General features: G+C 42.7%; 12 protein-coding genes and 1 pseudogene. 12 read left to right on the top strand and 1 reads right to left on the bottom strand.

Annotated elements, in window-relative coordinates:
- The first annotated feature begins 1 nt into the window (after position 1).
- Genes RIL182_RS14085 through RIL182_RS14045 form a run of 9 tightly spaced genes read left to right on the top strand, consistent with a single transcriptional unit; the run spans position 2 to position 10,222 of the window.
- Positions 2-2,593, top strand: coding sequence for an acetate and sugar kinases/Hsc70/actin family protein (locus tag RIL182_RS14085; RefSeq protein WP_006858372.1), 2,592 nt, complete (start codon positions 2-4; stop codon positions 2,591-2,593).
- Positions 2,594-2,607: 14 nt separating this feature from the next.
- On the top strand, positions 2,608-3,381 hold the full coding sequence (locus RIL182_RS14080) for a hypothetical protein (protein ID WP_006858371.1): 774 nt from the start codon (positions 2,608-2,610) through the stop codon (positions 3,379-3,381).
- Positions 3,382-3,391: 10 nt separating this feature from the next.
- On the top strand, positions 3,392-3,883 hold the full coding sequence (locus tag RIL182_RS14075; protein ID WP_006858411.1) for a hypothetical protein: 492 nt from the start codon (positions 3,392-3,394) through the stop codon (positions 3,881-3,883).
- Positions 3,880-5,271, top strand: a complete 1,392-nt coding sequence (locus RIL182_RS14070) for a hypothetical protein (RefSeq protein WP_006858370.1) — start codon at positions 3,880-3,882, stop codon at positions 5,269-5,271. Before RIL182_RS14075 ends, RIL182_RS14070 begins: the two co-directional genes overlap by 4 nt.
- Positions 5,272-5,286: 15 nt before the next feature.
- Complete coding sequence (locus tag RIL182_RS14065; protein WP_006858369.1) at positions 5,287-5,946, top strand: hypothetical protein; 660 nt, start codon at positions 5,287-5,289, stop codon at positions 5,944-5,946.
- Positions 5,894-6,448, top strand: coding sequence for a hypothetical protein (locus tag RIL182_RS14060; RefSeq protein WP_242655612.1), 555 nt, complete (start codon positions 5,894-5,896; stop codon positions 6,446-6,448). The genes RIL182_RS14065 and RIL182_RS14060 overlap by 53 nt, the downstream gene beginning before the upstream one ends.
- Positions 6,445-6,981, top strand: a complete 537-nt coding sequence (locus tag RIL182_RS14055) for a hypothetical protein (protein ID WP_006858368.1) — start codon at positions 6,445-6,447, stop codon at positions 6,979-6,981. Before RIL182_RS14060 ends, RIL182_RS14055 begins: the two co-directional genes overlap by 4 nt.
- A 10-nt stretch (positions 6,982-6,991) precedes the next feature.
- Positions 6,992-7,654, top strand: coding sequence for a DUF4280 domain-containing protein (locus RIL182_RS14050; protein WP_006858367.1), 663 nt, complete (start codon positions 6,992-6,994; stop codon positions 7,652-7,654).
- A 15-nt stretch (positions 7,655-7,669) separates the two neighbouring features.
- Complete coding sequence (locus RIL182_RS14045) at positions 7,670-10,222, top strand: hypothetical protein (RefSeq protein WP_330370604.1); 2,553 nt, start codon at positions 7,670-7,672, stop codon at positions 10,220-10,222.
- A gap of 253 nt (positions 10,223-10,475) precedes the next feature.
- On the opposite strand, the pseudogene RIL182_RS14040 reads toward RIL182_RS14045, so the two are convergent.
- Positions 10,476-11,853 (bottom strand): annotated as a pseudogene (locus RIL182_RS14040) (transposase).
- 167 nt (positions 11,854-12,020) lie between these two features.
- Here RIL182_RS14040 and RIL182_RS14035 point away from each other — a divergent pair.
- From RIL182_RS14035 to RIL182_RS21340, 3 genes are read left to right on the top strand one after another with little or no spacing between them, the layout of a single operon-like run.
- The gene (locus RIL182_RS14035) at positions 12,021-13,232 is read left to right on the top strand and encodes a PoNe immunity protein domain-containing protein (protein WP_006858364.1); all 1,212 of its coding nucleotides are present in this window, start codon (positions 12,021-12,023) and stop codon (positions 13,230-13,232) included.
- 18 nt (positions 13,233-13,250) lie between these two features.
- Entirely contained in the window at positions 13,251-13,808 is a 558-nt protein-coding gene (locus RIL182_RS14030; RefSeq protein ID WP_242655610.1) for a DUF4280 domain-containing protein, read from the top strand.
- Positions 13,809-13,817: 9 nt separating this feature from the next.
- Positions 13,818-16,211, top strand: a complete 2,394-nt coding sequence (locus RIL182_RS21340; RefSeq protein ID WP_009860919.1) for a hypothetical protein — start codon at positions 13,818-13,820, stop codon at positions 16,209-16,211.
- The last annotated feature ends 87 nt before the right edge of the window (positions 16,212-16,298 follow it).

Raw genomic sequence — 16,298 nt, 5'->3', positions numbered from 1 at the left:
TATGAAGGCGACCGGAACAGATACGATGAAAAACGAAATAAAATATGAAAAATCAGAACTGGAGTTGATGACGACCTATCAGCTAAGAGAAATCTGCCGTCGTGAAAAAATCATGAACGGTGTCATACACCCTCTCGATAAAGAAGAACTGATCCAGACCATTATGCGTTATATGGGAAAAAGACAGGACTTCTTTATCTGTGACAAGAAAAAAGGGGGAGAAGAGCGGGTAGAGGAATTTTTAAAAAAGACCAGAATTGTGATAAAGCCTTGCAAAGAATTATACTGCCAGTCCCAGATTTTAGCTTATGAGGGACTGTCCATCGAGTATTATGACGGCTATACCATTCCTTATAAGAAAGAACTGTCAGGAACAAATGCCTTTTTAATGGGAAGCGATATGACACTCTGTGCAATTTTAAATCTCAAAGAGCACGGAGAGAGACAGGAAAAATTGTATCTGACCAAGGCTGCGGAGTTAGAGATACGGGAGACACAGAGAAAAGATTACAGAATTTTCTGTATGGGACGTCAGACATCGGAGAGCTTGTATCATTTGTATTATGGTGAGCACACAATATTGCCGGAGCACATCGAGGTTTACAGTATACCACTGATTGATTTTGTGGTGAGAAAACCTGTCACACTGATGCTGCCCATGGCGATTGATTTTGGTTCTGTAAATACCACTGCCGGGGTGTATCTGGATTCTGCTTATTTTGAAAATGTCGGAGAGCAGGCTGCGGTAAAAAATTGCAGGGAAAATGAGATAAATTATACAGCTTTTGAGGACGGCGCAGGGGAAAGTATGCTATTACCCAGCGTGATAGGAGTATTGGCAGTGGAGGAAGAAGACGATAAGCTGCTGTTCGGTTATGATGCCATAAGGCTGGCAAATGCGAGTTATGTAGACGAGGGTTTTTGTGTCTTTTATGATGTGAAACGCTGGATTGGGGAATACGAGAAAGAGGAAGAAATTGTTGACAGACAGGGACGGCGGAGGCTGGTAAAGCGGGCGGAGATTTTACGTCGATTTTTCCTGTATATCATAAGAAAAACGGAGAACCGTTTTAAATGCCGCATTTCTCAGGTACATATCTCAAGTCCGGTGAAGCAGAAGCATTATTTCCGCAGAATGTTCCGGGAAATACTGCCGGAATATATGATCAATCAGGAGATTATGTTAGATGAGGGAATGGCTGTATTATATAACACCATTTCGAATATGTTAGAGCAGGATACTTTGGAAGAAAACGAAGAATATGAAGCGCTTATCATAGACTGTGGAGGAGGGACAACAGATTTATGTTCTTATCGTTTTCGTATTCAGGACCGCAGAGCCGCTTACAAAATCTATATGGAAACTACATACGAAAACGGCGATACGGACTTTGGCGGAAATAACATAACGTACCGCATTATGCAGATATTGAAAATCGCACTGGTGCGGGCAACTGGAAATCAGAATGTAAGCAGTGTGAAAGAAATCCTGGAATACATGGATACGGATATTTACCGTTTTATTGATTCGCATGGAGTAAAGGAGTTTTATCAGTATTTAGAGCAGGAATATCAAAAAGCGGAAGAGACACTTCCGACGCGTTTTGCCGATTTTGAAAGATATAACCGCAGCGAGTATTACAAGGTGAAAAATAATTTTTATACCTTGTTCAATACAGCAGAGCAGATAAAAAAATTATTTTACGGAAAAGTCGGAGCATTGGAGGTCACAGTTACTTCGGAACAAAAAGGACAGCGGGAAAATACTGTTTTATTGGATAAATGGAAACTGTCTTTCTGGAAAGGGAACAGCCTTACAGTGGAAAAGATGATACCGGAAGTGATGATGAACTATTTTGAGATAGAGCTGCTGTTATCCGGCGAGATATACGGCATTGTACAGAAATTTATGGAGGAATTATACCACAGCGGAAGAATACAGGATTTTTCCTTTATTAAGCTGACGGGGCAGTCCTGCAAGATTGATTTGTTCAAGGATGCGTTAAAAGAGTTCGTTCCGGGGAGAATGATACAGTTTCGGAAAAGGGCGAATATTGATGCGGCAGATTTTGAATTAAAGATGACTTGTGTGGACGGGGCGCTGAAATATCTGCGTGACCGGAAATATGGGCTGGCAGATATTCACCTGAACAATGGAAAAGCTGTGCTCCCCTATCGGATTACCGCTTATACCCACAATGGAAAAGAAGTGGTACTGGTGGATGGTTTTAAAGACTGGGATACGGCGGGAACTATTTCGAGGAATATGGAGGATTTGATTCTTCCGCTGTATTTGAAAAATACGGACGGGGAGGAACATTGCCGTTTTCAGTATGTATGCAGGCAAGAAGATTTTTCACAGAAAAGCTATGAGGAGATTGAGGCGGTTTATGGTTCCCATATTCTACAGAAAGAGACGGACAGTATTGAGAATGGAGATGTGAAGTTCTTCGTATGGGCAGAACAGGAGGAATGGGGATTTCAGGTTGTTCCGGTTTACTGTGAAATGGATGAACTTTATCTGGGGAAAGCAGAATTTTTCAGTTTCGAGAGTGATAACTGGGTGAACAGTTTTTTTGACGGGAAGAAATAGGAGTGTGAAGTTTCATGGAAATCAGGGTTCCGGTGTTTGCGGGCAGGCGTATTTTGAAAAAAGAAAGTTTGTGGGATATCAGGGATTACACCTATGCAGGATGGCAGTTGTATTATGCGGATTATACGGATGGCCTGTTAAAGGGCTGTGAGATACATGCAGAAGATGGTCGGCTTGTCATCGGGAAAGGGATGTTGAAATTTCACGATTTTATCTATTTGCTGATGGAAGAGGAAGAGGTAGCTTATCAGCCCAAGAACAGGTGGCAGGTTTTGAAAGCCGAATTTTTGGAGGATGATACAAATTTAGACTACAAGGCATACCGTGTCAGATTTTTTCTGGATGAGGAGCTGGAACTGGGCGAGAACCAGATGGAAATGTGCCGCTTCTATCTGCGGGAAGGTTCGGCACTGCGTGACAGTTATAAGAATTTTGCGGATATGTCAACCGAGTACGATACGGTAAATCTGATCTGTGCTACGGTGGCGGGAATTGGGGAGAAAACGCTGCATCCGTTGGTGGTTAAGCAGTTTGGAGAAGAAATTTGGAATGCGAAAGAGAAGGAGACTTCTGATTTTGCTTTTTCATATATGATTGCAAGTAGCAAGGGAAAGATAGAGCGTCAGTCTATTATAAGGTATTTGCAGGATAAAGGCAGGAAGGAAAGCGAAAAAATTTTATCTGAATGGGATAACAATATGATTTATGCAGAGATGGAACGAATATTAAGGCACAGAGGTACTGGACATGGAAAGGGCTATGATAGAAAGATGATTTATGTAGAGTGAGGTGGAGACGATGGAAATGGTATATGAGAAGGTAAAACTGTTTAGAAAACAGATGGAAATTTTAATTCCGGAAGGATTTAAGGATATGCCGGATTATGTTGCCAAAAAGAAATATCCATCAAAGCACAGACCGCCGGTAATATTGATGGATAAGAATAACATGGTTAATTTTACATTTCATTTAATGGACATGACGCTTGCAGAGGGGCAGTTAAACAAGGCGGCAGAGGGATTTGTTAAAAGCATGAAGCAAGTGTATGTAAATGCAAAATTTCAGGAATTACAATATGGTGAACGGAATGATGGCGGTAAAATAGCATGGCTTGCATATGAAACAATGGCGATTGATGCAGATATTTTTAATATCATGTTTATTACTCCATTAGAAGGAAAACTGCTGTATGGTTCATTTAACTGCATTTTGGGAATGCAGGATGAGTGGGAAGAAATCGCAATGTACTGTATTAGGACGATTACGAAGGTAGAGGAGGAGCAGCAATGAGAGCAGTTCGTATTGAGACATCTCCGTTTCAGATTCTATCATTGGTGGAATTTGAAAGCATATTAAAAAAGAATCAGCATGGCTGCGCTAAGATATCCGGTTATATATCTGCGGAAGAAAAAAATCGGATAATGGCTATGATATCGGAAGAAACATGGGCGCATATCTGGTTTTATGATGAAACCGAAGGGAAAAATATTTTATTTTGCGGGTATATCGAGGATTTGAGAATCCATGCGGAGGCGGACACATTTTTGTTGACGGCACTTTTAAAAACGGGGACAGGTAAGATGGATATGGGAGAGCATATTGGGGTGTATCAGAATGGGACCACTTCCTGTCAGAAAATACTTGAAACTATAGTACAGGGATACGCTGACGGAAAGCTTCTCATGGGAACGGAAGCAGGAAACATAGGAAAAATGGTTGTTCAGTATAAGGAGACAGACTGGGAATTTGCAAAGCGTCTGGCAGCTCAAAAAAATACTGTATTAATGGCAAATGAGAAGAGCGCCGGTGTGAAATATACTTTTGGAATTATAGAAGAAGCGGGGCGTGAATTGTTATCCTATGAATCGTATTCCATCGTAAATCTGATTGGGGAATATCAGATAAAGAAGAATTGCGGCATGACGGAAAGTGATGCTGTGGCGTATAAAGTAAAGACTCGGGAAATATTTTATCTGGGAGATGCCGTTTGCTTCCTTGGAAAAAATTATGTTGTTGGAGAAGTGGAGCGGAAATGGGAAGGAAACGAAATATATAACTACTATCTGCTGGAAACCAAGGGAGAATTACGGCAGATGCCGTATGGCAACAAGAAGATTATTGGTGCATCCTTGAAGGGAAACGTGACATCTGTAAAGAAGGATACAGTAAAAGTTGTACTGATGGAGGATGAAACAGGAGGATGGGCAGGACAGAAATGGTTTGCTTATTCTACAATCTATTCTTCGCCTGATGGGACCGGCTGGTATTGTATGCCGGAGAAAGGTGATAGTGTCCGTCTTTATTTCCCAAATGAGAATGAAGCTGAGGCATATGTGAATAGTTCTGTGAATGAACAGTCATCTGACAGTTCGGCACGCAGCAATCCGGATGAGAAGTCTATAAAGAATAAGCAGGGAAAAGAAGTTTTGTTTCAGCCGGACCGGCTGATTCTCACAAATAACAATGGGATGTCGGTCAAGATCATAGACGATGAAGGAATCATAATAGAAAGTGATAAGAGTATCACAATCAGGGCAAAAGAAAATATAGGAATTATCAGCATGGAGCAGGGAGTGGAAATGTCTGCGCCTGAAAAGATTGCATTTCAGCAGGGCAACACCATGCTGGAGCTTGCGGATGATATCAATGTGCAGGGCGGACGTGTAAATATGCAGTAATACAGAGGAACGATAATGGAAAAATTTCTTGATGAACTGATATTAAGTGAGCGTAAAAAGAGGAAAGAAAAGGTTCTTGATAAGCAGATTGATCTGGAAAGAGATCTGCCGGAGCAATATCTTCAAACGGTAGTAATGTCAGACAAAGCGACCAGTATAAAGATTCCGGCTTTTATGAAAGATTTACCGGAAAAATTGGTGGAACAAAAATATGAATTTGACCCAAAGCCGCAGATTATTAAAAGCACACAAAACGGAAGCGTTAATTTTACGTTTTCACTGCTTGATGTATCAGTGGAACCGGGACAGCTTGGAGAAATTTGCCAGGGCTGCAAGCGGGCATGGAGAAGAATTTTACCGGAAATCATTTTTTATGAGGAAGGGGAGGAGGACATTAACGGCATCAGGGTTCATTGGATGGAATATTCCAATCATGCGGCAGGAGGAAAGCTATATAATTTCCTGTTTTATGCAGCAACCGAGCGGACACTGACAGGAAGTATGAATTGTCCTTATGGAAAGCATGAGGTCTGGGTAAAAATAGCAAAACTTTGTATGAGGACGTTAAGGGGAAAAGGATATGACGGAGAGACAGCAGCAGATCATGGAAATCGGGAAAGGGATGATGGAACCCATATTTATGGGACAGCTTCCGGAATTGATGAAGAATTATAAGGATGGGGAAACAGAAATATTGACAGGCTTGGAAGAAAAGCTGCAGGTAGTGTTTCAAAAAGCACAGCAAATGCAAAAAGCTGATAGAAAAGGAAAGATTTGCACAATGGGGATCAGCTATCTGCAAAGCAGTGTATTGACAGAAAATTATGAGCTGCGAATTGATTTATACGATAAAGAGTTTTATTTGGACAGTGCAGAATGCTGTACATACTGGAAACCGGAATTTGTTACAGGGTACCTGTTACAGGACGTGGAGTACTTAAAAAAAGAAATCCGTTTTAAGATACCACAGATAAAGACATATGAGCTGCAGCAGTTTATAGACGGCTATCTGTTAAATTATATGTATTTACTGGCGCAGTTTTTTCAACAAATATTGCCACAGGTTTTGGATAAGACAAAAACTTTGTTTCAGGAAGTGGCTGAGGAGAACATGAGCGTGACTTTTGGGGAATATATGGGTAAAGGGATTGTTGTTGTGGGAGAAAGAGAAGAATGAGAAGAATGAGGTATTATCTGCTGAATTGGGAGGAAACAGGGAATCCGGTGCCGAGGATTCGAAATTGGATGGAGAGACTGGATTATCAGGCAGTTCAAAGAAGAGAATTGGCGAAGTTACCGGAGCGAACCATTCTTTTTTTGGAAGAAAATCAGCATACACTGTTTTCTGATGTGATAGAAAAACCGTTTTTGCTGGTGTCAAAAATGTTTTGGGATGTATCAAAAATGTATGAAGTGCCGGTCAGGGGAAAAGAAATGGTTTTGCTTGATGGAGTGAACGGCTTTGCAGAAATTTATTATATGCCAGTGTATCCCCAATATCATTGTCTTTCAGAAGAAACCGTTTTTAATAATGATTATTCTGTGATTCAGGAATTGATATTGGATAAAGAGAAGATAAAATATGTACCTCCGGTTTTTGAAGTGGCAGAAGTAGAAAAAGACTATCTCATCTGCCGGTTGGACTTTATAGAAAGTATTTTGCGAAGAGGTGCAAAAGGAATTAAACTAGCAGAGCTTAAGGTGGAATAGGAGGAGCTGAATGTCAAAAGGAGATAATTTTGCGAATGGCGCATTGGTGACACGGGCAGGAAATGCGAAAAAATCGTCAGAAGAGTTAAATGGTATATCAGAAAGTGCACAGGAACAGCATGAGATGGAGCTGCAGGCATTATTTGACCAATTGGAATTGGAGGAGGGCGAAGAGGTGCAGTTCCCGTATTTGGTTCGGGGAGCGGAGCTTTACTGTAATTGCGGGACGCATAAAAGGAGATTAAATTTGCCAATATGCCATGGGGTGTATACAAACGGGAAGCCTATGATGCACGAAGAAGATTGTGAGGTTGGGGATGACAAAAATATTCCATCTTTTGGAATTTGCCAAAGCGAAGAGAATCCGGTGAACAAATCATGGTTTGCCAAAGCAGGGGACAAGATCAAGGATTTTTTTACCGGAGAGGAGGACACGGATGATGCGGAAAAGATCATCCTAAAGACGGAGGACGGACAGAACGTGAAAGGCTATCCCTGCACGCCTTGCATTGTGGGAACATGGAAGGATGCATATGAGACGGAAAAAATTGTCCGGAATCATACGGACGGAACAGATGAGGGAGACCGGCTGTGTGCGCTGACACAGAGATCCTTCCTGGTCTGTGCCTATGGCGGACTGATCGAGCCGGTGACATCCGGTCAGGAGGAATGACAGGGAGGAATGGTTATGGCACAGGGGGTACAGAAGAAAACAGAATACGCCGGATTACAGTTTCTGGGGGTGTCTGCAGTAAAAAAGCTTCTGGGATTTGAGATACGGGAAGCCCCCGGGGAGCATGCCAGGGGAAAATTCCGTGTGCTCCTGTCAGAAGAAGCGCCGGTTGTCTGTGAAAGGAATGTTCCCGTGCAGCTGCGGGAGGAGGGAAACCGGGCAGAAGCCCTGTTCTGCGGATACCCGCAGAGGACAGAGACCATGACAGAGCACGGCTGGCGGATTGCGGAAATCGAGGCAGTGTCAGGGACAGTGCTTCTGGATATGGAAAAGCGAAGCCGCGTATTCCAGGACAGGAGGCAAACCTACCTCGGAATTGCGGGTGCGGTCACGGCGGAAACGGGGCACAGCGCCTGCATTCTCGCCGGGGACGACCGGGAGACGGGCGGAACACTCATCCAGTACGGGGAGACAGACTGGAAATTCCTCAAGAGAATGGCGTCCCGGATGGGACTGCCCCTGGTGCCGGACACGGGGTATTATTACCCGCGGTTTTACATGGGGCTGCCGGAGGGGGAGAAAAAGGAGCTCGGGGAGGTTCTCTCCTGCGGGATCTGCTTTGACGGGCGTTATTATGCGGTCAGCGGGAGATGTACCGTTGATAGAAAGGATTTCATCTGCTATGATGTGGTCACGGGGACAAGGCTGTCGTTAGGTGACAGGGTCACATACGAAGGCAGGGAGCTGACGGTTTCCCGGAAAAAAACAGAACTGGTACGAGGGGAGGTTCTGTTTACCTACCGCCTTGCGGGAGAGAGCTACACACGGGTTGCACCGGAAGAGAACCCGGATTACACGGGGATGTCGTTCGTGGGGGAAGTGACGGCAGCATGCGGGGAACGCGTGGAGCTGGCATTTGACATGGACAGGGCATCGGCAGGGGGAAACAGCTACGGCTTTGCCCCTGCAACGGGAAACCTGATGTACTGCATGCCGCAGGTGGGGACAAAGGCGGCGCTGTATCTGGGAAGCGGGAACGAGGCGCAGGGCGTGGTGTCAGGCTGCATCCGGACGAACGGCGCTTCGTGCGAGGGAACGGGCAGCCCGGAAAAGAAAGGCTTCTGCTCGGAGCACGGCAAGGGAATGAGCCTGTATCCCCAGAGCATGGGAATGGACGGCGGGGAAGCAGGAAAGCTTACGATGGAGGACGGGAGCGGAACGCTTCTGGGAAGCAGCGGGAGTCTGCTCCTGCTGGCAAAAGAGGGAATCCGCCTGGAGAGCATGACGGGAATCGCCGTGCATGGAGTGTCGGACATCATGGTACTCTGCGGGGCAGGAACATCGAGCCTCTGTGTGAACGGCAGTGTGGACATGATGGGCGCTCTTACGGGACTGGGAGGCAGTACATACAGAAACTATGCGCCGTATGCAGACGCCCCGGAGGAGGGGAAATTTGACTGGGGAGGTTTTACGAGAAACCTTGTCATGGGACTTGCAGTCGGTGCGGCGTGCATCGCAATGAGCCTTCTGCTTCCGGGAATCGGAACCATAGCAGCGGGAGCGCTGATGGGAGCAGGGATCGGTGCAGTTTCCGCAAGTGTGGCAGGAGCGGTTGGCGATTACAGCAGCGGGAATGTGCGGAGTGCAGAGGAAGCCATAAGAGATGTGGCGATTGCAGCCATCAGCGGTGCAATCACGGGAGCCATCGGGGTGAAATTTCCTGGGATGAACCGTCTGGTGGAAGGCGGTGTGGATACTACAGTGGCAACTGTGGAGCGCGCCGCATATGCGGCACTGGACGGGGACATGACGCTGGAAGAAAAGCTTGCGTATATCTTTGATCCGGGGCAGATGGCTGTGGATTTTGTGACAGGTGTTTTCATAGGCGAGGCGGTTGACGGGATTGCGAAAAAACTGCCGGGTGGATGGAAGAATAGAGGAGGGAGTGAACTCAATAATCTTGATGCCCAGGGTATCAGTTCAAAGTCGGCAAAAGGCAGTGACACATTTAAGCAAAATGGTAATTTACCGAATGGCGTAAGAACTGAGATTTCCGGTTCCGATTTACGGCATAGCAATGGATTTGAGGGATTTGATGTTATAAATGCTAGTTCAAAGCAAAAAGGAAATTTTGGCGAATTTAAGGCGGATGATAATTTGGTTAATAATCAGGGGCTTAAAGATGCAGGATATGATTTGAAATCTGTAGGGAGAAATGCACCTTCATGTCCAGATGACAAAATAGTAAAGGGTATTGATGGATTGTATGAAAATTTAAATCAGAATTCAAATGTTGAGTATATCATTGATGAGGCGAAGTTTGGTAAGGCGCAACTAGGAAAGACAGATGATGGGAAACAGATGTCAGATGATTGGCTGCTAGGAAGTGTTACTGGAAACAATAGGATTTTAGACGCTGTAGACGGAGATGAGGAATTAGCATATAAAATTATGGAGGCATTGAAAAAGGGGCAGGTAGAAAGGGTGCTAAGTAAAGTAGATGCGGATGGGAATGTAGTTACATATCGATTAGATTCGCAGGGAAATATCATCGGAATCTGGCCATAGAAATTAGTGTAATAGTAGGTAATTGCGAAACAAGTTCGCAATCTTGATTGAAAACAAGGATAGAATCCTGCAATGCAGGATTCTTGGAATGGAAGGTGGCAGTCATTCATTTAGGGCATGACAAAAAGGCTTCATAGTTAGTATGAAGCAGAAAAATTTATAAAATCTCAATTTTAAGCAATCAAAGGCTTAAGACTTCGAATGTATTGATGTTGATGAATTTTATCAGCAACAATTACTGTAACAAGTTGAGCTATGCCAGCCAAAAGTAAATCGGCATGAAGCGTTTTTTCGTTCTGGGTTTTACGATTAGCTACGCAAAAGCTGTCTTTAAAGTGGTTGATAGATTTTTCAACGTTTACACGGATTTTATATGTTTCTTCCCATTCTGCTGAACCTCGTTCCACTCCGGGATAGGCACGAAGATTCTTTTCTGGATAAATGTAAATCATTCTTCCACAGGAAGATGTTGTGCAGGGATTATCACAATGGCATACACAGCGTTTGGTTTTATCTGCTTTATTGTATTCCCATTTCATTTTCGGGCAGACAAATTTCATTGTAGGAATTTTGCTTTTTAAGTGTGATTTACTACCTTCTCTTTTCATAGGAAGCGAAGAATCATGCGGACAACAGGGAACACCATTTTCGTTAATGGTATAACCATTATCTTCCATAGAAAGTTTTACACGGAGAGGAATAAATGCTTTTTCAAATCCAATTTCATCGAAAAGGGCTTTGTAGATTTCAATCGTGTCAAAAGCAGCATCACCAAGAAAAGTCTTAGGGGCGATAAGCGGATGCTTCTGAAAGAAATCAATCAGAACAGGAAGCAGGGCCTTTGAATCGGCAAGAGATTTATCCTCATCAGGAGAGTCAGATTTCTTTTCCACAACGATATCCGGATGAGCCTTTAGGAACTCTTTGTTATAGAAAGTGATATCACGGACAATGCCAAGCCCATTGGTTACAATGCCGAACTTATAGGCATAGCAGAAATGTCCATTGATATACATCTGTTGGATTGCCTGATTCGAAGCAGCATGCGTAGGCATGGAACCATAAGCAGCCTTATAAGGATCATAGCTTTTATCAAGGTTGTTTGCCTTTGCAAAAGCTTTTAACTGTTTGATAATACGGTTTGCGTATTTTGGATTATTTTCAGTTACCCAGGCTTCAATGCCAGAGGTATCGAAGATAGTCATAGTTGCCAGATGAGGGTCAAGTTTTTGGCAGATCGGTTCGGTCATATCAACCATGTGATTGAACATAGATTGTAAGTCCATCAGGAAATCCTGTTTAAAACGGGTAAATTTTGAGGCATCCGGTACAACATCAAAGCCACAGAAGTCACGCAGTTCCTGAGAGTATTTCAAGAACACAATCAGAAGTGTGTCAGTCGGGATTGAGAAAATACGCTGGAGCAGAAGTGCTTTGAGCATTGGATAAAGCTGGTGCTTGCGAGGTCTTCCGGTTGAAGCGTGAAAATGAGAAACAAAAGAAACAGGAACAATTTCATCAAGGTTAATGGTTTCATCAAGAAGTGAAAGGAACTGGTATTTGTCATTGTCGAATTTATTTTGGCAATCATCAAAAATTTCTGCCAAAGTGAGCTGCTTATGTGTTATCATGTAGGTATATCTCCTTTAGGTGGATTGGTTGATAGTTTCTCGCAACTCTATTTTACCATAAACCTTGAGGAGATATTTTATTTTAACAACAAAAAAATGCCGTATTTATGCGGCTTGTGGCGTTTCGCAAACGCCTATAGTGTAATAGAAAGAGAAGGAGACGTCAAATGAGAGACACTTTATGTAATGAGGACTATTTAAAAAAGAAAATTATACTTAATGAAAATTATATTAGAAAAAATATTGAGGAAATTGTTGTATTACAAGAGGATATTAAAAATGGAATACAGCGCTATCCAAGGGAAAATAGTGAAATTATTTATGATACGAAATTGATGCTGTTTCAGATGATTTATAGTTCGATTTGTGCAAAATATTCATTGGGTTTATCATGTGACAGCTTTGAAGAAATGTATTTGCTTGGTGTAAAAATGATTTCAGATATCGGCTATAGAAGGATTGGCTATGTTCATATGATTCAGTTTTTTTCTATAGGAATGTTGCTTGAAATATCAGCGAAAGAGATGCAGAAGCTGATAGAAAAAGCAGACGAAGAAGAACAGGATGATATTTTGTTTGATTTTCTTGTAAGTGCATGCGGATGGGAGAGGAATATAAATTCCTCACAGTTTCAAAAAGAAAGCCCGTATAGTAAAACACTGGAAATTATAAAATTGGCAGCAGAAAACCGGGAGGCGGCCAATATTAGATTAAAGAAATATGTGGAAAAAGAGTGGCTAGAGGGACATGCTAGTTATGGGTGGAAGACCGCACATAAAAAAGTTGGATATGTGGGATTATGGAGTTTTGAGTCAGCTGCATTAGCAAAGATTTTGGCATTAAATGACGAGAAGTTAAAGAGCAGTAGTCATTATCCATATGATTTGGCTCATTATAAATCGAACAAGAGATTTTCTGTAAAAGCGATAGAGACAGTGGAGAAGAATAGGCGTAAAGATGAGACTGGTGAAGGGATTGTATCAAATCGGGAATTGGAATGTATTGTTCCTGCACAATTCCAGAATATGGTAAATACAGCCATTATGGATTATGACAAATTAGAAGATGAAGAGTTTTGGAACAAATATAAGTTGAGTGAAATTTGGTATACATTAGAGATGTATGAGGATGATAAGAAAAAAGCAATACTTTTAGGAACAATTCTTGTTAACTTATTGGTAGATAAAGGATACATTATACAAATTGACTATAAAGAAGATATTGAGGATTATATAGATAATATAAAAAATTTTTGGGGGGAACAGGAGATTAAGTTGGTCCGGTTTGAGTTGGAGAATGACCAAAATTATTATGCAAAGGTTCCTAGGATATCAAATGTCAAGAATATGTACGAAGTACATATTCTTGACGAGAGATAATTGGTGATAAGACAATATTTGAAAAATGAAGTATATAATACATGCTTTGCGCAGCTGGAGCTGGAGAAAGGCGAGGAGATCCAGTTTCCGTACCTAGTGCGGGGAGCAGAGCTGTACTGCAGCTGCGGAACACATAAAAGGAAACTGAATCTGCCAATATGCCATGGGGTGTATACAAACGGGAAGCCTATGATGCACGAAGAAGATTGTGAGGTTGGGGATGACAAAAATATTCCATCTTTTGGAATTTGCCAAAGCGAAGAGAATCCGTTAAATAAATCATGGCTTGCTAAGACTGCAGAAAAAATAAAAAATTTTTTCACAGGAGAGGAGGAAGATGAGGACGCGGATAAAATTATTCTGCAGACAGAAGATGGGCAGAATGTAAAAGGATATCCATGTACACCCTGTATTGTGGGAACATGGAAGGATGTATATGAGTCAGAGAAAATTCTTAGAAATAACGCAGATGCAACAAGTGAAGGAGATAAGCTGTCTGCATTGACACAGAGATCATTTCTTGTTTGTGCCTATGGAGGATTAATAGAACCCATTTCATCAGGTCAGGAAGAATAGGAGAGGTTTATGGCAGAAGGATTACAAAGGAAAATTGAATATTCCGATTTAAAATTTACCAGCTCCTTTGCCAGAGAAAAGATCCTTGATTTTCAGACATGGGAGGTGCCAGGGGAACATGCCAGAGGAAACTTTCGACTTCTGTTGTCAGAAAACGAGACAGGCATAAACAGCATGAATGCACCCATACAGCTTTTGGGGCAGGGGAATACTGCGGGAGCGTTGTTCAGCGGATATCCGGAAAAGGTGGAAATCAAAGAAGAAAGAGGATACAGGATTGCAGACATACAGGCTGTGTCAGGAACCATTCTTTTAGATCAGAAAAAAAGTAACCGGGTATTTCAGAAAAAAGTACAGACTTATATGGGGATTGCCAGTGCCGTAACAGCCGATACCGATCACTGCGCCTGCATACTGCCGGGGAGCGACATGCGAACAGGAGGGACACTGATACAGTATCAGGAAACAGACTGGAGATTTCTGAAAAGAATGGCGTCCCAGCTTGGGCTTCCATTAGTGCCGGATACCAGCTATTATTATCCCCGCTTTTACCTTGGATTGCCGGAAGGTGAAAAAAGGGAATTGGGAGAAATCATTTCCTGTGATCTCTGTTTTGATGGGAGATATTATGCAGTCAGTGGAAAATGCCTTGTTGATAGGGAAGATTTCATTTGTTATGATGTTGTTACGAGGACAAGCCTGTCGCTGGGGGACAGAGTAACATATGAAGGAAGGGAGCTGCTTGTTTCTCGGAAAAAAACAGAACTGGCAGGAGGGGAGGTCATCTTTACATACCGCCTTGCGGGAAACAGTTATACGTGGATTCCATGGGAGGATAACCCGGACTATACGGGAATGTCATTTGTCGGATCCATTGTCGGAACACAGGGAGAGCAGGTAGAAGTAGCATTTGACATTGACAAGACTGCGGCGGGTGGAAACCGTTATGGATTTGCCCCGGTGACAGGTAACCTGATGTACTGTATGCCACAGAAGGGAACGAAAACAGCATTATATATAGGAAATGGAGATGAGGCGCAGGGAATAGCAACAGGGTGTATCCGTACCAATGGAAGTACCTGTGAGGGGACGGGAAGTCCCGAGAAAAAAAGTTTCCGGTCAGAGCACGGAAAAGGAATGGATCTGTATCCGCAGCGAATGGGATTGGATGGTGGTGAAACGGGAAAGATTACATTTGAGGATGAAACGGGGACTACCATAGAAAGCAATGGCGGGCTTGTTCTGATGGCAAAAGAAGGAATCCGGCTGGAGAGCATGACAGGGATTGCCATGCAGGGAATGTCAGATATCATGGCATTGTATGCAGAAGGGGCATCCAGTCTTTGTGTGAACGGCAGTGTGGATATGCTGGGCATGAGAACAGGTCTGGCGGGAACGGTATATCAGGGGTATGATCCATATGAGGATGCACCTCAGAAGGGTGAATTTGACTGGGGCGGATTTGCAAGAAATCTTGTAATGGGTCTTGCGGTAGGAGCCGCCTGCATAGCTTTAGCTGTATTTTTGCCGGGGATAGGAACAGTTGTTGCAGGTGCATTGTTTGGTGCAGGAATGGGAGCAATTTCAGCATCAGTTGTAGGAGCGGTGAATGATTACTCCAGTGGAAATGTCAGAAGTCTGGGAGAAGCAACTAGAGATATGGAGATTTCCATGGTTACTGGGGCGATTACTGGCGCAATTGGTGCGGCATTTCCAGCATTAAATTGGGTTGGAGAAGGGCTGGTAGATCTTGGAAGTGGTGTACTGACTAGAGGAATGTATGCGCTTGTTGATTCCAACATGTCTATAGAGGAGAAACTAGCGTATGCGTTTGACTGGAAACAGATGGGGGCAGATTTTCTTACTGGTGTGGCAATACACTTTGTATTTAAAGGCATAGATGAACTAAGGACTGGTAAAAAAACGGCATATCGTGGTCAGTATTCATTTGATATGAACGGAAATGAGGTTTCTTGCATATCTGATTTTTATGACATTGAAAATTTGGCAGCTATAGAGGATGCAAGATTTTATAATGAACCTACATTTTATAAGGTAGAAGTTGGTGGTAATCAAAGTGTATATGTTTCGACAGGGAATATAAGACAAAGTCAATTTGCGGAAATTGTAAATCAATCTTCTGGAGATATTTCAATAGTTTCTGGTATGCATGGAGGACCAGATGGATCATTACTGAGCGAGTATAATGGTGTTTCGGGAAAACAATTATTGAACGAAGATTTAAAAGTATGGGGGGATTCACTAAATATAAAAATATACGATGTAAGTAAATTGAGCTCAGAAGAATTGAAATCAGTTATAAAATCAAGTGACATTACAATATGTGGTTGGTGTTTTAGCGAAAGAAGCAAATTATTATTAGAAGCACTTGGTTGCTTATAACGCGAAATGATAGATACTTTTCTTTTGGTGAGTGCTATTTTATGTTAAATTATATAAATATCTGATTTGTATACGAGGAGAGAGAAT

Origin of the sequence: Roseburia intestinalis L1-82 (assembly GCF_900537995.1) — a bacterium.
GTDB lineage: Bacteria > Bacillota > Clostridia > Lachnospirales > Lachnospiraceae > Roseburia > Roseburia intestinalis.
The sequence above is the reverse complement of the archived record's forward strand: the minus strand, read 5'-3'. Positions and strand labels throughout refer to the sequence as shown.